Source organism: Bacillus sp. FSL P4-0290 (genome assembly GCF_037975435.1).
Classification (GTDB): domain Bacteria; phylum Bacillota; class Bacilli; order Bacillales; family Bacillaceae; genus Bacillus; species Bacillus subtilis.
In genome coordinates, this window is sequence record NZ_CP150253.1 from 2,750,938 (window position 1) to 2,767,887 (window position 16,950).

Genomic DNA, 16,950 nt, shown 5'->3' on the forward strand with positions numbered 1-16,950 from the left:
GCCGTTCCATGCTGTCGAGATAAAGCTTTTTAATGTCGTGTTCGAGCTTTTCGAGGAAGTCTAAAGGGAAAAGGTACCCCGGCGTTAGTTTTTTGCCGGAGTCTCCGCAGTGGCTTCGCCTTCACCTTTCGCAGTTTCTGATGGTTCAACGCCTGCATTAACCGTTCCTACGACGCCTTGGATCGTATCGGAAATAGTTGAGATCATCTTTTCGGAAGAAATTCCGTCGTAGAAATCGTCAAGCGAGAACTGGCCGTCGTAAACGCGAACAACGTAATCAACGAGGTTGTCAAGATCGCCAACGTCCAAGTCATCGAAGTTGCTTGTTTTCGAAAGTTTGATAGCTTCGCGAAGCATTCTTCCTTTAATGAATGGCGCGCTAAATACTTTTTCCTCACCGTTGATTAGTAATGTAATTTGCATATAAACACTCTCCTAGTTTTTTGTTTTTAAGTAGTCAAATAAAAAGAGAGCCGGCTTGCGCCGAACTCTCCGTTGAATCTATTAAGCTCCTGTATTTTCTTCCGGTGCAGGTGAAGACGTAGAAGGCTCGTAAACTTTCTTAAACCAATCGTTAATGACCGTCTGATTAACGCCTTCACCTTTCGTGTAAACTGAACGTCCCCAAACGCCATCAAATTCACGACGCATGAATGTACCGGAAATTGAATCTGTCTGGAATTCCGGACTATCCGTTTTAGTTGCGAATTCTTCTTCTTGTAACTGGAATTTACCTTTATATAACGCGTAAAGCTTATCGCCGCCGCCCGATACTTGCGACTTAAAGAGCAACGCACCATATGGCGCCAAGTCAGTGTCTTTCTTTTCGAGTACGCCGTCAGCGTTAATCGTGTGACCGAGCAATAACGCCTGGATATCGTGAGATAATTGGTCAACACCGATTTCTACCTCAACGCCTCCGAAAGCTGTTTCGATTTCTGACGGACCATCATCCGCGTTCAAAGTTTCGCTGTTTGTATTCGGTGAAATAGATGCCTCGATTGCCTTACCGACCTTAACCGGCGTATCGTAAGTGGCGCCCGTAGCATCGTCCTTAATCAATTTCGCAAAGTAAATATCGCGTAATCCCATGCGTGTTCCTGCCAAATTTATTCCTCCTCTGTATTTTGCGCATAATAAAAACGGAGCACCTTGTGGTAGATCTCCGTTTCGTTTTCGTATAGGTCGTACTGCCCTAAGCGACCAAAGCCCGCGTCAACGAGCTGTTTCTTAACACCGGTTTCTAGACGGGCGTATTCGCTATGGTCCTTCGTATAAATATCAACTTGAACGTAAAATCCCGTCGCTTCCTCGGCATCTTCCGCATTGAATGCGCTCTTTTCGTCGTAGAAGAAAAAACGGATATACGTTTCGTCCTCTCCGCGATACTTCAGAAAAACAACGGGCACGCCCAACGGTTTAAGCGCCGAATTAACGATTGCCCGTGCACTCATCGCAGTAACTCCCTTTCTAAATAGCGTCTGATTTCGCGCTGTGCTTCGTTCTTTTTCGCGTTGAAAGACGGCTCAATGAAAGGCATCGCTTGGTGTCCGGGGTGGTCGACTTCTCTTCCGTAAAACGTAGAACCGTCGCTCATGACCTTTTTGTTCTTCGCTTTCTCTAAGTGCGGACTGGTGCCGAACTCAGCGAATCGCGATATAAAGTCGAGGTCGCTCGGTCCGATTTCGATAATGTCGTTCTTAACGTCGCTGACTAGGATCTTGCTTTGTTCGCTAGGTTTTCGCGCTTCCATCTCGTCAAATACCGGTTTTGCGCCGGCTTCGAGAGCGCCTTTCTTAACGGATTGAGCTTCGCGGCCCATCCGATTAAGCCGCGTCATTAATTCGCGCATTCCTTTTACGTTTGATCTCGAACTCACTTAACGTTGACCTCCTCCCCGATAATCGTGAAGGTAACGTTCGCTTCGTTATCGTTGATGATGCTTTTGATCTCGAACTCGCGTCCGCCATATTTAACGCGCATCTTATTGTTGAGTAGCGAATTCATCCGCTTTGAATACCGAATGATAAAACGGGTCGTTCTCTCGGCCTGAATCGTAGCCGCCGCGATATATTCCCGGCCCTGTAACGTTTTTACTGCCGCCCATACCGTAGCGACCTCCGTCCAGCCATCGATCTCAAACCCTTCGTCATTCGTTGTGTTTCCGTATTGTAAAAACGTGATTCGCTTGTTTAAACTTCCGATATTTACCGCCATAGCCTCACCTCAATTGAAGGATCATACCGGCGATTTTTGTGCCGCTGTTGGCTGTCGTCCTATTTTCGTAGGCATCCGCGACATAGATCAGCGCCGCCATTTTGTATAGGTCCGATTCGGTATCCTTTACGCCTGCGTTTTCCATGTGCTTGGCTGCTGCGGAAATAAAAAAGGAGACGAGGTTGTCGTCCTCATCTCCGTCAATCCGCAAGTATTCTTTTGCTTCCTCAAGCGTAAGAGCCATCGTTATTCACCTGCCGGTGGTGTCGGTTCGTTAACGGTAATAGCAACCGTCGTCTTAACCGAAGGTTTTACCTTAGACGCGACTGTAATCGTCGTTGTGCCGGCCGTTTTAGCCGTTACTAAGCCGGAGCTTGATACGGTTGCTGTTGCGGTGCTGCTAGACGTGTAGGTCACGTTTTGATCTGCGCCTGCTGGCGAAACTGTTGCGTTAATCTGGTACGTATCGCCGACCGTTAATGTCTTAGATGATTCCGTTACGTTAACGCTTGTAGGTTCGGTCGCTAACGTTGTAACCGAAAGCTCGGCGCTAAGTGGCGACGGATCACCGACGTTAGGAATTGCGCGGACTTGATACTTATACGTAGTTAATTGCGTCAAGCCGCTGTCCGCAAACGATGTTCCTACGCGTGTTCCGATGGATACTCCGTCTCTATAAACTTCGTATTCTTTGATGCCCCCGTTAAAGGTTACGGCGTCCCAACTAAGGGACACCGATGTGTCTTTAGGAGTCGCCGTTAACCCTTGGGGCGCATTAGGGCGCAGTTACGACGGATGCGATACGGAAAGCAGATTTAAGTTTGATTTTGTGATCGAACCAAGCAGTCAGAACGAATAAGTTCTCGCCTGTGCTGATGTCTTTGTCGCTTTCGTAAGTGATCGCAGGATCGTAGTTAAAGTGAGAGTAACGGAAGTCACCCACGATTGGTTTAACCGCAGCATCAGAGAACACAACCGGCTTACCGATGATTTGCTCTGGCTGAGCGTTGTAAAGAGTTGCGCTGCCGTTCGCAAGAGTTTCGATCATTTCAAGGTAATCAGAGTAGCGCATCATAACTTTTGCGTTATCGCGGAAGTCTTCTGCAAGATCAGCGATTGCCGCTTTGATTGCTTTATACGTGCTGTCTCCCTGAACTTCTTTGATTCCTGCACCGTAGAATGACATTTCTTCTTCGCCAGTTTTCGGAGTCACAGCGAAAGAGACTTTCTTTTCTTTGGCAGCCAAACCGGATTGAAGCGCTCTCTCAACAGTAGAAACCAAGTCAGTATCAGTTGCAGCCAAAATAGTTTCAGAGATTTTAGCTTTAACTTTGAACTTACGACGGCCGAAAGTAACGACTGAGCCTTCAACTTCTAGTTCCTTAGCAGTCTGTGTATCTTGAATGAAGTCGTCATCATCTAAAGAAAAGTCCACTTTAGGGATCTCAAGATTTGTAACGTTAGTGTAAGTTGATACACTGCGTAGTGGGTTTGTTACAAAAGGTTCGTGTAAAAGCTCTTGTGAAACTGTTTTAGGAAGGAGTTTTTCGCCACCAGTTCCATTGTTGTCCCCTAAAACCGCTCTAACTTCTTGTGCAGGAACTTCATTACGTACAGCTGCGCGAATGAATCCGGCTTTAGCTGAGATTTTTTGTACTTCAGGATCGTTACTGGATAGCCCCGCAGATACGCCGGCTTTTGCTTTTTCTAAGCTCGCTTGGATTTTCGCTTTCTGTTCGCGCTCTAAAGAATCATGTTGGTTTTGAAGGATATCCATACGCTCTTTAAGGTCATCTTTCTTCTGTTTAAGAGCTCTTACATCTTCGATAGAAGCGTTCGGATCAGCAGCTTTGTTCATGATTTCCTTCTCGACAGATGCTAGTTGAGTACCCACAGTGTTTAAGTTAGCCTTCAGATCAAATAGTTCCATTAAATAATTCCCCCGTTTTTGAGTTTTAGTAAGTTGGTTTGTGCTTCCGCGATTAATTGCTCGCGTTCCAGGCGCTCTCTTTCCGCCTGCTTTTCGTCTTCTTGCGTTTGATTAAGTAAAGCGTCCGGAGTATTCCGATAACTCGCGAATAACTTCGTATCTACTTTCGCAGCCACTTGCTTAGGTGCTTCGATGCTGTCGCAAAGCCCTAATTCGAGGCATTCTTGCGCTGTAAGCCACGTTTCAGCGTCCAAAAGCGCGATTAATCGGTCGCGATCAAGCTTTTCGCCTGCTTTTCCGAGATAAGCCTCGATAAGACTTTCGCGAATACGGTCCATGTCATCGGCTTGCTTGCGGAGTTCGTCCGCGTTTCCCTGCGCTAACGTCCACGGATTGTGAATCATCATCATCGCGTTTGCGGGCATAAAAATAGCGTCACCGGACATTGCGATGACACTTGCGATACTGGCCGCTAGCCCGTCGACGTAAACGTTAACGTGGGCTTTGTGCCGCTTTATGATGTTGTAGATCGAATTTCCTTCGAAAACGGACCCGCCAGGCGAGTTAATATAGATATTCAGCGTAGAAACGTCGCCAAGTTCGTCTAAATCCGCCTTAAAAGTCTGCGCTGTTACTTCGTCGCCCCAAAATTGAGCCGAACTAATTTCGCTGTAAATGTATACCTCTCCAGCTTTAGCGTCATTCTTCGCCGCTTTGATTTCCCAGAACTTCTTTATCGTCCTCACCTCCTTTCGAGTCTTCGTTATCATCTTCGTTAGTTTTTAACGTTGGAGGCGTTGGCGCGTCGGTGCTTGTGATTTTCTGCTGCGCGACTTGATCGATCGGGAATAAGTCTTTGCTTAAATAAAGCGTATCTCCGCCCTTTTCTGGCGGTAAATCCTCCCATGCACGCACCTCGTTCGGCTTAAACCAACCGCTCCGGATGCCTTGTTGATAGAAATTACCGCGAGTCTGCATGTCTCCGCGCAATAACGCGTTCATACTGAACTTAAAATAATAACCGGCCTTGCGTTCCTTTTCGGTCAGCAACTTCCGGTTAAATTCCTTTTCGTATTGAGTTGCGATAGGCATCAACGTGCCTTGTACATAATCGATGTAAAGTTGCTCCATGTTCGATACGCTGCCTTGCGTTTCACCGAGCATATATAACGGAATGTTAAAAGCCTGCGCAACCCTTGAACGGGTCACTTTTTCGACCTCGAACGCCTTTGTATCGATGAATTCTTGCTTTAATTCGCGAATTTTAACGCCTTGCTCCTGAATTAAGATACCGCCATTATCTCTATAGAAACTTTTAAAGTTCTCGAGCATCTCCGCTTTCCGCTTCTCGTCCAGTTGCGTCGCAAGTTCGAGAATGAACGATATCTTGGCGCCGTCCATCTGTTCGAGACTGAACGTCCTTACATCGCGATCAAAGTCGAGTGCGTTCCGCAGTACCTTTAACGGCGAGATTCCTTTCAGTCCGTCAACCGACGTGTACTTAACGTGAATCATATCCATGTTGTGAACGAAGTAATTTCCGTTATCACCGAATATCTCGTACCAGAGCTCGCGAGACGTTTCTTCAATGACCGGCTGCACTCGCGAAGGGTCTAAAACATCCAATCCGATGACTTCATATCGCATTCCATACCGTTTTATCGCGTAAGCATTGCCGTAAACAGCTCGATGCGTCTCTAAAATTCCGATCATTTCACCGGACGTCATGTTATGGTTCGGCGCGTACGTTAATAGTTCGGATGCCTGCGACTCGATTGGCTGATAATTTTTGTACGCCTTGATCGGTAAGCTTGCCATCGTATTTGACAGCCGCGATACAGCCGAAAAGACTGTTTCGTTATCAGCTAGCGTTGTCTCTCCGTAGTTGCCGAAAATACTGGCGCGAGGAATAAACCAATGCGGAAGGTCCTTTTTAACGGCCGCCTTTGATCCGGATGCGCCTCCGAAAAAGCTTCGTACGTTGCTCCAAAAGCCCATTTTCTCACCTCCTAACCGTTTAGTAGATCGTTAATCGAGATAAATCCGACGCTCCCGCCTCCAACCGGCTTAGTCATGTCGAGATATACCTGCGAATGGGCGTTAAGGAACGCAGCAAAGCCGTCTATTTTCCGGTAGCGCGTCTGCTTGGTCGGCAACCAGTTTCCGTTGCGATCTTCGACGAGCTTAACGTTGTTTAAGTACCACGTAAAAAGTTTGTTTTCGTTATATACGACTCTTCCGTCGAGCAATAATTCTTTAACGTTCTTCAACGGATCGCTCAGCGTAATGTAACCCTGCCGCACGACCTCCGTTTGGAATCCGTAGTTCTGCAGGTCTTGCACCAACCGCATCGCATTCGCCGGGTCAAACGTGATCTTTTCGATCTGATATTTGCGCGACATTTCCACGAACCAATCGTAAACGTACTCGTATTCCACGTATTCGCCCGGAATAATCGTCAAATAACCGTCGGCCTCAAACCCACGGTAGTCGATTTTTTCGTTATCTTTTTGTACTTTTGCCGCCGGAACCCACGAATGAGACAAAACAAAAACGCGATTATCCGGCAAAATAAATTCCAGACACGCGCTCGTAAAGTCTTCCGTTTGTGATAAGTCGAAGCCGCCGATACATCTCATGCCGCGCAACGATTCCGGATCTACATGTCCGTTATTGCGCTTAATGACTTCGAAGTCGATAAAGCTTTCTTCGCCGTTGTCAACGAAGATATTGAAACGCTTGACCAGCCAGTCGTTATATTCTCGTGGTACGTGTCGGTCCGCGTTAAAGTCCTGTATCATTGACGGAATATCCATCGTTACGCCGATGTTTGGGTTCGCTTTGATCCACATTTCCGGGTTTTCGACCTCGGATATGTCGTCTAATTCCGCCATAAAGTAGAAATTTCGCTCCTGTACGTTACTTCCGTCAAGAACATCGGAGGCAATTTCGTAATATTCGACTAAAGGACCGTCCAGCTGATAACCTGCCGTCGTAATGTAAATGATTAACGGCTGAGTCCGCGCAGCCCTTGAGTTCTTGATTACGCTAATGAGTTTCGAATCTTTGAATTCGTGGATCTCATCGAATATGCCGAGGTGCGTATTTAAGCCGTCCAACTTTTCGCTATCTGACGCCCGCGCTTCGATTTGACTCATTGACGCGTCGTGATAAATGCCTTTCTGATTTTCGCGAATATGTTTACGAAGCTTTGGCGATTTTCTAATCATGGCGCGACTCTCTTCGAAAAGCACGCCCGCCTGCTGCTTCGAGTTGGCTAAAACGTAGGCTCTGGCGCCCGGTTCGCCGTCTTTTGTTATCGCAAAGTTAGCCAAACCGCTGATTTTCGTTGTTTTTCCGTTCTTACGGCCGACAAATATCAGGCCCTCGCGGAAACGTCGTAGCCCAGTATCGCGATGAACCCACCCGTACAGCGATCCGATAACGAAGTGCTGCCACGGCTGAAGCGTTAAGTTTGAATACCGACCTTGCGACGGCTTGCAATACCGCTCGATAAATTGTATCGGCCGGTGTCCTTTTTCTTCGTCAAAGACGTAAGGAAATTCGTCTGTGCCGGCGCGTTCAAGATCGCGAAGGTGACGTCTGCAAGCGAGAATATTTTTCTTGCTCGCGACTATTTCACCCGACGCTACCTTTTCCGCATACCAAGTCGTTAGCAACTTTTCGGACGGTTTTTCGCGTATAAATCCGGCTATTTTTTGCGTTTTTAGCCAGTTTTCGTACCATTTTTCGACCTCTGTAGCGTTAGAATTTACTGAAATCGTCGTCATCGTCATCACCGCCTGCGTTTAATTCCTTGCGTTGTGCCGGCGTAAGATCGAGTGATTTCAGAAGGTTATTTAACGTCGTAACCGTCTTCGTAAGCTCAATCGCTAACGGATTTTTGACGAGGTTTTCCGCGCCTGCCTTGTTCGTATGCCGCATCATTAAAGGGTTTTCCGCCACTTCCTTTTTTAATCGGCGGTAGAACTTATGCGTATCGATGTAAAGTTCGATAAGCTCTTCGTCCGATTCCGTATACCTGTCGCCAAGATATTCGCGCAGCCTTTTCGCAGTGGGTACCGCCATATGATCGCTCCTTTCGTCCGGGGATTTACCCCCTTTAATGTAAAATTTCCGGTCGCGCTACAAGCGAAGGGGCCCCGCCGGTCCCTACGTTTTTGCCTTCGAAATCCCGACGGTAGGGGGGCTATAGCTCCGGATTAGCCTGCGCCTTAACCACGTTTATTCTGCGTTTCTTAGCCGTTTTCGCAGCCGGTCCAGCGCCTTTTTCCGGGTGCCTTCGGTTGTGGCACGGATTGCACAAACTTACGAGATTTTCGAGCGTTAGCGCGAGTTCCGGATGATCGCGCAGTTCTTTGATATGATGAACCGTCTGAGCCTTCGTTATCTTACGTTCTTTGAGACAGTCTTGGCATAAGCCGTGGTCGCGCGTAAGAGCCAACGCTCTACATTCCGTCCATGCCTTCGACTTGTAGAACGCTCGTGCTTCGGGATCGCGTTTATGTTTGTCGTAGTAGTTAGGCATCGACCGAATCACCGTACAAGTTATAACGCTTAACCTCAGCAGAGTCCGGATTGTACGTTATCCTTTCGATATTACAGTTGCCGTTATGCTTCTCGATATTGATATACGTTGGAACCTTTCCGTTTGCATTATCGGTATGCCACAGAAACTCTACCGCAACCCTACCCGTAAGCTCTTCGCCTTTGTATATAACGCGTGGGATCGATTGCTCATCCGTTAGTTCTATCGTTAGTAGTTTCGGTGATGCTGCCGCCTTAGTATCCGAATCCCCTTCCGTTTCCCTATCGTATAACTGACGAAACTTATTCAACGCTATCCCTCCGTTCTAATAGATATAAAACCTAGCGCCCATTCCGGTCGCTTACGCTCCCTACATGTACGCAGATATTAATACCTTGATCGCGATTAGTAATAATAGTGGATTGCTAGATCCACAAGATAAAGAGAAGAAATCAACCGAAAACAGGCGCCGCCCCTACAGCGCCAAGGATTCGCCCCACTTTCGATTGGTGCAGTTTTCGCCTTATATTCGGGCTTATTGGTGCAGTTTTGACCGCCTATTTCCGATCGGCCCGGTGCTGTGCGAACATCTTCCGTACTGATTGCGTCCAGTCTGTCTCGATAGTCTGACGGAACATTACGTCCGGATGCACTAAGTACCGAACCGTGCGGCCACTCTTCGTGCTCAGGATCGCGCCCTTACGCTGCAGCTTCGCAATAGATGCCGTCACTGTATCTCGGTCATGTCCGATCTCCTTTGCGAGCTGGTCGCGTCCAAGATGTTCGATTACTTCCGGATTCTCTTCGTCCGGATTTGCGCAAAGGTAATATTCGCTAAAGTGAAAGAACGGCAGTATTTTATAGAGCAGCCCGATCTCGCTAAGTCCGAGGTCTGCGATAATCTCGTTCGTCTTTACCTGATACAGCTTCGTAAAGCTTGCGCCTTCTTTCGTATCTCCCATCGTATGGAACTCGGCGCTAATATAATACTCGTTACTTCTGCCGCGTTGCGCGACTTTAATAATGCCGAGCGCTTCAAGCCGTCCGAGTATCGTATTAGTTGCACGCCTTGACTTGCCGATAATGCGCTGTATGTCCGCCTGCTTTAACGGCTTACCTCCGTTGATAAGTTGACCGTCGCTCTTGAAACGCAAATAAGGCAGAAGCTTAACGATAGCCCCCGCCTCAATTAACGATAGATCCTTGATGACTGCGCGTATCGGATCGTGATAGCTCGCGACCCAGCGCTTTGTATTAGCCGACTTATAACGTTCCTGCTCGATCTTCTTGCGATAGGCTTCGTCTTGCTTGCGGCTCCTTAGTGAATACAAATGCGTAAGATCCTCGCCTGTCTCAACGTCAATCAACCGTTTGTCTCCCAATTCCGTTATCCCCTCCCGAAGCATGCCCAACACTCACCCTACATCCGCCTTTATTTACTCAACGTGACGTCGTAATCATCCGGAGAACCGCAGAACACAATCGTTAGACAACAAGGTTTATGGCGGATAAACGCCCTTCGAATACCGGAACATCTAATAACGATAAACCCCTCGCCGTTAATTTGAAAATCATCTATTTCAGCGACTTCAAACCCGTAATCTTCGAGTTCCCTCCTAAGTACTTTTCGGTACATCAAAGGTATTTCTTCTTCTTTCTTAGGCTTATACCGGGTGGCATCTATCATATGCAGCACGTTCTACACCCCTTTCGCGAAGTCCTTAACGGACAAAGCTCGTGAGCTACGTTCTTCAAGCGTCACACCGTCAATCAATACCGTCGTTTCATCGCTCTTCAACCCGAGTCCAACTTCGTGCCTAATCGCGGATATAACTTCCGTAATCTCATTTCGCACTGTATGTCCGGCGGTCTGTAGCGCAATCAGGCGATCTAAGTACGCTAATAGTTCATCGAATCTCGTCATCTTCATCGTCATCGTCTCCTTTTCGTTTCCTATTCGCTCGCCTTACGCAAGCACAAAAAGACCTCCGCCGTAGGGTGCGGAAGCCTCGTTCTGATTGCGTCTATACACCGAGATCGGGACGCATCCCTTACTCGCTCGTTTTTCTGCCGGACAATGCCAGATGTATAGTGGGCGCAAATATACGCCTGCCGTCCGTCTACTGACGAATCTTCGCGCTTATCCTAACCGCCTGCTTTCGCGGACTGGAGCATATTCCCGTTTTATTTAACGTGTTCGGGATTCGCACGGATTGAACCGCATTATATATATATGCGTGATTTGCCCGTATGTTAACGAGCGAAGTAAATACCCTCCAAATGGATTAAAACGGCTGTGGCGCGCTTATTTCGCTTTTCTAACGTTTATGATCTCGCAAATGTATATGTCCGTTTCGTCCCAGTAATCGTCTTTTTCGCGCTCATTAAGATCCGCGAGCGCTTCCTCGTAGGTGGCGTATGAGCACAGCGCCGGATCGATAATAGAATCGCTAAATACTACGTACTTCACTCGCGAATGCCATTCGGTTGAAAATAACGGAATTCTATCTGCACCACTACTTCGTTGTATTCGTCTTTATTGCAAGTTATACATAGGCTACTATTACGTTCGAGGAGCTCATCGAATTTCTTCCGTAGAAAATCTTTTTGATCCTCCGGCATTTCTCTGGTTTGTATATACACGCGAACACCTCCGTTTGATATACCGCCGCAATATGTATTAAAAGGACGCCAAGTTGCGGCTAGTGCCCGTTGTTATTCCGTAGGGGTGGCGTCCTTTACCGTACATACTGTAAAACTCGAATTTCGGTTCATAACGTATAGACAACTAAAGGGCAAAAACATGTATAGTTTTCAAATAAAAAACCAAATTATTTTCATCCAGTAAAAATCACCGGACAACGTAATTTGGCTTCTCTTTGTATTATTAAATTCTAATCGCGATAAAGGTACTAAGTAATTAATATCTGCGTCCGCTAATGAGCGTAAGCGAATAGTGGCGCTATTATTTAAGTAAGTCTTTATAAGTAAGTATATATAGTAAGTCTTTATACGCAGTGAAAATCACTGGAACGTCCAGTAAAAATCGCTGTATGATCCAGTAAAAATCACCGGACAAATCCGCCTATGACCGCATCGACAGTATTTTTCCCGCCAGAAATAGCCCGAAAACCGCCTTCCGCTTAAGCATCGCCAGGTACATACGTCGCGCCAAACTTTCCTCGTGCTGCAACGCTATCTCCACCGCCTTCCCTACGTTCGGATGCTCAACTATGTCCGTAATCAACGCTAACTTTTCACGCAGGCCTTTGTCACAACCCGGCTTAAATTCGTTCTGTATACATCCGTTCACCGCGATATAACACTTCCGCCGCGCCAGATCAACCGCAACCTTTTCGTCGTATAAACCCCACCGTTTCGCGTACGTCTCCAGCGTATTGCCGTTTATGTACGAATCGAATAGCTGCGGGTTATATTTGCGCATCAAACTCTCGTCGTTTATTTGCCGGTAATGATACAACGGTTTATCGATATAATAAGCCGTCTGACAATACGTAAACGCGTCCATATTAAACAGCCAATCTTCGCCGAGATACTTGCCGTCAGGAAACGTTAGACCATACGTATCTATTAAACTTTTGCGGATTACCTTCCATACGCCGCCATATGAGCCGTTATACAAAAAGTCCGTCAGTATCTCCGCCTTTATCGCGTCACGGTCTAACGGCGTATTTGCTATTGCGCGATAACTTTTCGTATAGCTTTTCGTTGTATCTTCGTAATCCCAGCAGATATCCGTAAACACAATATCGGCGTTGTTTTCGACGGCGGCTTCGTACATGGTCGCGTATGTCTCTCGTTCGATCCAATCGTCAGCATCGATAAACGCAACGTATTCGCCACGCGCTTGTTTAAGCGCATTGTTGCGAGCCGTAGCCGGTCCTTGATTCGCCTGATAGATCGGCTTGACACGTTCGTCAATGGCTTCGTAGTATCGTAAAATACTGCGCGTTGAATCGGTCGAGCCGTCATCTACGATCAAAACTTCGATATTCTTCAGCGTCTGTCCGAGCACACTATCTAAACAGTCGCGCAGGTACTTTTCGCCGTTGTATACCGGTATAATAACGCTCATTTTCGGAGTCATTTCGTCCACCCTTTCGGTTCGGGAATTCCCGAACTGGTATCGATAGGATAATTATACCAAATCAAAACCGAATTTCAAGACGAAAAAAAAGACGCCGATTTATTCAGCGTCCTCTTCCGTTTCTTTTACTTCGAATAATTCTTCGTATTTGGCTCCGGTTGCTTTCATTATCGATGCGACATGCCAATCGTAATGCCTTTCGGAATTATCAAACCGAGAAATCGACGATTGAGATACGCCGGATCTCCGTGATAATTCGGATTGCGACCACCCTAACTTCGAAAGCAGCTCGCCAAGACGAGGTTTTACCGTAAGTTTCATTTCGATCACCTCTGCTCTAATTATACGCCAGAGAATATTTTTCCGCAATTACTGTTGACGTAGTCTATACGCTAGCGTATAGTTTAGAGTAACGAAGGGCCCTCGTTAATAAAAATCCGAGAGGGGTAACGAAATGATTAACGTACCACAAAAACTGAATAAGGCGATTTTAGAACGAAACGGAGGCGCAGCCCCACCGACCAAAGCAAAGCTGCGCCGTCCGAATCGAGCGAAGCACTTCCAGTATATCACAGCGTTTATTATATGCGCAATGTTATCCGCATTCACCGCGCAAGCCACCGATGTTTACCGTAACTTTGCCGAACTCCAAGCTAATGAACCTGCTACAAACTACAATATATTCGCGACCGACCGCGCCACGCCTGTATTGATACTCGCGCCACACGGCGGCAGTATTGAAGGTGGCACCAGCGAACTTGCTCGCGAACTTAGTAACGATTATTCAACGTATCTTTTCGAATCGCTTAAGACGCCAGGCGGCTCCGACCTCCACATCACGAGCACTCACTTCGACGAACCAACCGCGCTTGCTTTAGTTACGCACCACCAACGCGTTATATCGCTCCACGGTTATAGCGACAGCGCCGAGCATATTATCGTAGGCGGCACCGATCCTATACGCGGCCAGGCGCTAGTTGACCGCTTGAATGCCGCTGGCTTTAGTGCCGAACTCGTAGGCGAAGGGCATCGCTTTGCGGGCGCCAGTGCTGCGAACATAGCGAATAAGTGCGTAACCGGCGAAAGTCTGCAGCTGGAACTCAGCACCGGTTTGCGGAAAAGCATGTTCGGAACGTTCTCGCTTACTGGACGCGCTGGAACCGAAACCGCGACGTTCTATAAGTTTACCGGGTTGCTGTCGGCCTTTATTAACGAAAATTATAACGTTGGAGGTAACGAATAATGATGCGATATACGTTGGAAGTCGAAAAGTACGGTATTTGTTGCGATGGAACTGAGGCGGCTGCGACTACGGCAGGCTTTAATCAGGCGCTTAAGGACGCATCAGAGGCGGGCATTTGCGAGATAGATATTCCGCGCGGTATTTATTTGATCAACGGTGTTAACAAAGAATCCGCATTAAAGCCGGAAGAACATGCCGGTATTATCGTACCGTCCAATATGACGCTGAATTTGCATCCGGAAGCCGAATTCCGAGTCGCGCCGAATGGATCTTTCGGTTATACGTGTTTCTATATCGGTGAGGTCGAAAATGTAACGCTCAGAGGCGGCAAGATCCGAGGCGAACGTTATCAGCACGATTTTACCGGTCACGGCGATTTCGAAAAGAAGAAAACGCACGAATGGGGTTACGGTATAAACATACACGGCGCTAGGAATGTCGTAATTGAAGGCGTTGATATTGCCGACTGTACAGGCGACTGTATTATGGTTAACGCGCAAGGCATGCTTAACGTTTCCTGGACGACTTACCGCCCTGCTCGCAATATAACGATTAAGAACTGCAAGTTAGACGGATCGCGCCGCAATAACATATCGGTTACGGGCGGCGAGGACGTTAAGATTCATGATAACGAAATTACTAACGCAGGTATCAACGACGGATGCAAGCCGATGTTTGGTATAGATATTGAGGGTTACGGTGAAGGCGACATTGATTACGAAGAACCGCGCAACGTAAAGATAACGAATAATACTTTCGCGGGCAACGTGGCGCAGTCGGTGTGTAACTTCAGTGGTTATGAGGTCGTTATTGACGGGAATCATTCGGATAACTCGATCTCCTACGGCTACGGCACCGATACAGTGATCGCGAATAATACGCTGGTTCGTAAAGACAAGAAATATACCGCGATTACCGGGCTCGGCGTATCAGCCGGATTTAACGGAAACAACGCAACGATTACCGGAAATACGATAAAAGGCTTCAGCAGCGGAATCGACGTCCGCGGGGCAGATGTTACAGTTTCCGGTAATACGATTACGGAACTCAGCGCAGACGGAATCGCGTTAGCTACCTTCGAAGCCAAGAACGTGCAATTCTCGGACAATACCGTCCACCACACTACCGGAAAACATTGCTGCGCCCGTAATTCTAGCGATGTGACTTTCGAGAATAATAAGCTGAATGGTTCGGATATTACCGCGATAGAGATTATCGATTCTGACAACGTTATTGCCGAGTCCAATAAGATCAAACGTAGTAAACAAGGCGCCGTAATTACAAGGTCTTCCGCAAAACTAATCGATAATGACGTCGATCTTACTGAGTATCCTCCAAGCGCGGTGTCCTACGCAATATTTTTCGATAAAGGTAGCGATGTATTTATCAAAGGAAACCGCATACCTGAGCCGACTAACATGGCAATTAACGGAGAAAGCGCTGAGGGACGCACTGTACGCATTAAAGGTAACGATATCACCAACGCGAAGTGTCTAATACCGATTTATGTCATCGGCGGCAAAAACCACGAAATATCCGGTAATGACGTAACGTTTAATCGAACATCTTCCGGCGGTTACGGTATCCAAACGAAAAACACAGATGGTGCTCTCGTAAAGGAAAACGTCGTGTACTCCGTTAATTCTTTCGCACTGTACAATCCGATAAAGACCGCCGAATCTATTAATTCGCGAGTTATCGGAAATAAAATATCCGGCAATCTTGCGCTGAACAAAACTGACGTAGAATATCAAAATATTCCGATTTAACTTGACATTTCCTATGCGCTAGCGCATAATAGAGTTATAGAAAGGAGGGAAAAACGAATTGAACGCGGACACGGTACTAATTATAACGGCGATAGTAAACTTCGTCATTGCACTAACGAATTTGGCAACCGCCTGCGTTAACGCAAAAAACGCTAATCGCAAAAACGACTAGCGCCAGAAACGTTGATACGGGGATAGATGTGAGAGTCCTCCCCGTGTCTCCTATAGTACCGTATCAAAAACGAAAACACAAGGAGGCGAGCACGCCATGATAACGGCTTTATCAATCGTAATTACGGCGGCGGCCCTGATCGTTGCAATCGCGGGCCTGGTCGTCGCACTCAAACGGAGGCGATAACGGTATGAAGCAGCTTATGATTCGCAAAATATGGTCGGAGACACCGGCACTTACACCGCAGCAGGAAGCGCAGATCCTCGATCTATACGAGCGCCCCGCCGCCAATTTCGGTCGTTGTGGGCGCGCTTACCAAATTGGGATCAATTCGATGCTACAATATTTCGGCTATCGGATCGAAGTCGAAACGGAGGCTACGAACGATGATTGAATACGCTTGTAACGAATGTAATTACGCAAGACTTGACGTAGAAATTAAACCTGACGCGTGTTGCCCTACGTGTGGATCGCGCCTGCAGGTCGAGGAGGAAATCGTATGAAACGTTTATTTAAATCAATCGTAATCACTGCGGCTTTATTGACGAGTACTATCGCTTTGGCACCGCAAGCAGACGCAGCCTGGTCGGGATGGCAGGCGGAAAAGTTCGGACATAAAGCGCGCGTTTATACGGATGCGACTACGTATATAAGCAGCGCAAAGTCGGTCGATTGGAAAACCGAAAAGAAAGGCGCGGCCACGCTTTATTACACGGCCGGCGTATATAAAAAGCGCTCAGGTGGCGGGCTGACCGATACGGGCTTGGTGCAGCGCGGAAGCTTTAAGACCGCAACGCCACTAAAATCGTTTAGCGTGAAGTCTATTCGCGGTAAAACTGGCGCTGGCAGTTACGTGATCCAGGTCGATTGTTATACGGATTCGGGCAAGCGCCATTATATCGGGACTTTTGAGTCAACGCGTTTCAACGTGAAATAAGCGTGTTTGAGCCGTTTTAAGCTAC

The 16,950-nt window shown here is 47.3% G+C and carries 24 protein-coding genes; 4 read left to right on the forward strand and 20 right to left on the reverse strand.

The features are described from left to right. Window positions 1-84 precede the first annotated feature (84 nt). The 20 genes from MKY10_RS14280 to MKY10_RS14375 form a co-directional block, all read right to left on the reverse strand. Window positions 85-423 carry a hypothetical protein gene (locus MKY10_RS14280; protein WP_250629402.1) on the reverse strand — a complete coding sequence of 113 codons (339 nt, stop codon included), beginning with the start codon at window positions 421-423 and terminating at the stop codon, window positions 85-87. Window positions 424-504: 81 nt separating this feature from the next. Beyond that, entirely contained in the window at window positions 505-1,107 is a 603-nt protein-coding gene (locus MKY10_RS14285; protein ID WP_339225887.1) for a major tail protein, read from the reverse strand. Window positions 1,108-1,109: 2 nt separating this feature from the next. After that, window positions 1,110-1,454 (reverse strand): hypothetical protein, encoded by a 345-nt coding sequence (locus MKY10_RS14290; protein ID WP_339225888.1) that lies wholly within the window; start codon window positions 1,452-1,454, stop codon window positions 1,110-1,112. Beyond that, complete coding sequence (locus MKY10_RS14295; protein ID WP_326121070.1) at window positions 1,451-1,879, reverse strand: HK97-gp10 family putative phage morphogenesis protein; 429 nt, start codon at window positions 1,877-1,879, stop codon at window positions 1,451-1,453. Before MKY10_RS14295 ends, MKY10_RS14290 begins: the two co-directional genes overlap by 4 nt. After that, entirely contained in the window at window positions 1,876-2,217 is a 342-nt protein-coding gene (locus MKY10_RS14300; RefSeq protein ID WP_339225889.1) for a phage head closure protein, read from the reverse strand. The genes MKY10_RS14295 and MKY10_RS14300 overlap by 4 nt, the downstream gene beginning before the upstream one ends. A gap of 4 nt (window positions 2,218-2,221) precedes the next feature. Continuing rightward, window positions 2,222-2,461: a head-tail connector protein gene (locus tag MKY10_RS14305; protein WP_148981638.1), complete on the reverse strand. Its 240-nt coding sequence runs from the start codon at window positions 2,459-2,461 to the stop codon at window positions 2,222-2,224. A 2-nt stretch (window positions 2,462-2,463) separates the two neighbouring features. After that, window positions 2,464-2,952 (reverse strand): Ig-like domain-containing protein, encoded by a 489-nt coding sequence (locus MKY10_RS14310; protein WP_339225890.1) that lies wholly within the window; start codon window positions 2,950-2,952, stop codon window positions 2,464-2,466. Between the two features lie 40 nt (window positions 2,953-2,992). After that, window positions 2,993-4,147 carry a phage major capsid protein gene (locus tag MKY10_RS14315; RefSeq protein ID WP_339225891.1) on the reverse strand — a complete coding sequence of 385 codons (1,155 nt, stop codon included), beginning with the start codon at window positions 4,145-4,147 and terminating at the stop codon, window positions 2,993-2,995. Beyond that, window positions 4,147-4,893, reverse strand: a complete 747-nt coding sequence (locus MKY10_RS14320; protein WP_088110608.1) for a head maturation protease, ClpP-related — start codon at window positions 4,891-4,893, stop codon at window positions 4,147-4,149. Before MKY10_RS14320 ends, MKY10_RS14315 begins: the two co-directional genes overlap by 1 nt. Continuing rightward, entirely contained in the window at window positions 4,847-6,145 is a 1,299-nt protein-coding gene (locus tag MKY10_RS14325; RefSeq protein WP_339225892.1) for a phage portal protein, read from the reverse strand. The genes MKY10_RS14320 and MKY10_RS14325 overlap by 47 nt, the downstream gene beginning before the upstream one ends. A gap of 11 nt (window positions 6,146-6,156) precedes the next feature. Beyond that, on the reverse strand, window positions 6,157-7,938 hold the full coding sequence (locus MKY10_RS14330; RefSeq protein WP_339225893.1) for a terminase large subunit: 1,782 nt from the start codon (window positions 7,936-7,938) through the stop codon (window positions 6,157-6,159). Next, window positions 7,913-8,236, reverse strand: a complete 324-nt coding sequence (locus tag MKY10_RS14335; protein WP_065180427.1) for a P27 family phage terminase small subunit — start codon at window positions 8,234-8,236, stop codon at window positions 7,913-7,915. Before MKY10_RS14335 ends, MKY10_RS14330 begins: the two co-directional genes overlap by 26 nt. Window positions 8,237-8,357: 121 nt before the next feature. Continuing rightward, window positions 8,358-8,696 carry an HNH endonuclease signature motif containing protein gene (locus tag MKY10_RS14340; RefSeq protein WP_339225894.1) on the reverse strand — a complete coding sequence of 113 codons (339 nt, stop codon included), beginning with the start codon at window positions 8,694-8,696 and terminating at the stop codon, window positions 8,358-8,360. Continuing rightward, window positions 8,689-9,006, reverse strand: coding sequence for a hypothetical protein (locus tag MKY10_RS14345; RefSeq protein WP_339225896.1), 318 nt, complete (start codon window positions 9,004-9,006; stop codon window positions 8,689-8,691). The genes MKY10_RS14340 and MKY10_RS14345 overlap by 8 nt, the downstream gene beginning before the upstream one ends. Before the next feature lie 247 nt (window positions 9,007-9,253). Continuing rightward, complete coding sequence (locus MKY10_RS14350; RefSeq protein WP_339225897.1) at window positions 9,254-10,078, reverse strand: hypothetical protein; 825 nt, start codon at window positions 10,076-10,078, stop codon at window positions 9,254-9,256. A gap of 50 nt (window positions 10,079-10,128) precedes the next feature. Continuing rightward, complete coding sequence (locus MKY10_RS14355; RefSeq protein ID WP_339225898.1) at window positions 10,129-10,392, reverse strand: hypothetical protein; 264 nt, start codon at window positions 10,390-10,392, stop codon at window positions 10,129-10,131. Between the two features lie 3 nt (window positions 10,393-10,395). Continuing rightward, window positions 10,396-10,620 (reverse strand): hypothetical protein, encoded by a 225-nt coding sequence (locus MKY10_RS14360; protein ID WP_339225899.1) that lies wholly within the window; start codon window positions 10,618-10,620, stop codon window positions 10,396-10,398. A 381-nt stretch (window positions 10,621-11,001) separates the two neighbouring features. After that, the gene (locus MKY10_RS14365) at window positions 11,002-11,166 is read right to left on the reverse strand and encodes a hypothetical protein (protein WP_339225900.1); all 165 of its coding nucleotides are present in this window, start codon (window positions 11,164-11,166) and stop codon (window positions 11,002-11,004) included. A gap of 615 nt (window positions 11,167-11,781) precedes the next feature. Then, entirely contained in the window at window positions 11,782-12,804 is a 1,023-nt protein-coding gene (locus MKY10_RS14370) for a glycosyltransferase family 2 protein (protein ID WP_339225901.1), read from the reverse strand. A 99-nt stretch (window positions 12,805-12,903) separates the two neighbouring features. Beyond that, window positions 12,904-13,125, reverse strand: coding sequence for a helix-turn-helix domain-containing protein (locus MKY10_RS14375; protein ID WP_168781806.1), 222 nt, complete (start codon window positions 13,123-13,125; stop codon window positions 12,904-12,906). A 133-nt stretch (window positions 13,126-13,258) separates the two neighbouring features. Between MKY10_RS14375 and MKY10_RS14380 the strand changes: the two genes are divergently transcribed. From MKY10_RS14380 to MKY10_RS14395, 4 genes are all read left to right on the forward strand, one after another. Continuing rightward, complete coding sequence (locus MKY10_RS14380) at window positions 13,259-14,047, forward strand: poly-gamma-glutamate hydrolase family protein (protein WP_339225902.1); 789 nt, start codon at window positions 13,259-13,261, stop codon at window positions 14,045-14,047. Beyond that, window positions 14,047-15,816 carry a right-handed parallel beta-helix repeat-containing protein gene (locus tag MKY10_RS14385; RefSeq protein ID WP_339225903.1) on the forward strand — a complete coding sequence of 590 codons (1,770 nt, stop codon included), beginning with the start codon at window positions 14,047-14,049 and terminating at the stop codon, window positions 15,814-15,816. The genes MKY10_RS14380 and MKY10_RS14385 overlap by 1 nt, the downstream gene beginning before the upstream one ends. A 362-nt stretch (window positions 15,817-16,178) precedes the next feature. After that, entirely contained in the window at window positions 16,179-16,382 is a 204-nt protein-coding gene (locus MKY10_RS14390) for a hypothetical protein (protein ID WP_339225904.1), read from the forward strand. A 105-nt stretch (window positions 16,383-16,487) separates the two neighbouring features. Continuing rightward, complete coding sequence (locus MKY10_RS14395) at window positions 16,488-16,925, forward strand: hypothetical protein (RefSeq protein ID WP_339225905.1); 438 nt, start codon at window positions 16,488-16,490, stop codon at window positions 16,923-16,925. Window positions 16,926-16,950 lie beyond the last annotated feature (25 nt).

Excerpts from the sequence above, each read along its gene's own strand:
- MKY10_RS14360 (WP_339225899.1), bottom strand. The coding sequence starts at position 10,620 with ATGACGAGATTCGATGAACTATTAGCGTACTTAGATCGCCTGATTGCG.
- MKY10_RS14385 (WP_339225903.1), top strand. The coding sequence starts at position 14,047 with ATGATGCGATATACGTTGGAAGTCGAAAAGTACGGTATTTGTTGCGAT.
- MKY10_RS14315 (WP_339225891.1), bottom strand. The coding sequence starts at position 4,147 with ATGGAACTATTTGATCTGAAGGCTAACTTAAACACTGTGGGTACTCAA.
- MKY10_RS14300 (WP_339225889.1), bottom strand. The coding sequence starts at position 2,217 with ATGGCGGTAAATATCGGAAGTTTAAACAAGCGAATCACGTTTTTACAA.
- MKY10_RS14375 (WP_168781806.1), bottom strand. The coding sequence starts at position 13,125 with ATGAAACTTACGGTAAAACCTCGTCTTGGCGAGCTGCTTTCGAAGTTA.
- MKY10_RS14380 (WP_339225902.1), top strand. The coding sequence starts at position 13,259 with ATGATTAACGTACCACAAAAACTGAATAAGGCGATTTTAGAACGAAAC.
- MKY10_RS14305 (WP_148981638.1), bottom strand. The coding sequence starts at position 2,461 with ATGGCTCTTACGCTTGAGGAAGCAAAAGAATACTTGCGGATTGACGGA.
- MKY10_RS14340 (WP_339225894.1), bottom strand. The coding sequence starts at position 8,696 with ATGCCTAACTACTACGACAAACATAAACGCGATCCCGAAGCACGAGCG.
- MKY10_RS14290 (WP_339225888.1), bottom strand. The coding sequence starts at position 1,454 with ATGAGTGCACGGGCAATCGTTAATTCGGCGCTTAAACCGTTGGGCGTG.
- MKY10_RS14335 (WP_065180427.1), bottom strand. The coding sequence starts at position 8,236 with ATGGCGGTACCCACTGCGAAAAGGCTGCGCGAATATCTTGGCGACAGG.
- MKY10_RS14280 (WP_250629402.1), bottom strand. The coding sequence starts at position 423 with ATGCAAATTACATTACTAATCAACGGTGAGGAAAAAGTATTTAGCGCG.
- MKY10_RS14395 (WP_339225905.1), top strand. The coding sequence starts at position 16,488 with ATGAAACGTTTATTTAAATCAATCGTAATCACTGCGGCTTTATTGACG.
- MKY10_RS14330 (WP_339225893.1), bottom strand. The coding sequence starts at position 7,938 with ATGACGACGATTTCAGTAAATTCTAACGCTACAGAGGTCGAAAAATGG.
- MKY10_RS14325 (WP_339225892.1), bottom strand. The coding sequence starts at position 6,145 with ATGGGCTTTTGGAGCAACGTACGAAGCTTTTTCGGAGGCGCATCCGGA.
- MKY10_RS14370 (WP_339225901.1), bottom strand. The coding sequence starts at position 12,804 with ATGACTCCGAAAATGAGCGTTATTATACCGGTATACAACGGCGAAAAG.
- MKY10_RS14390 (WP_339225904.1), top strand. The coding sequence starts at position 16,179 with ATGAAGCAGCTTATGATTCGCAAAATATGGTCGGAGACACCGGCACTT.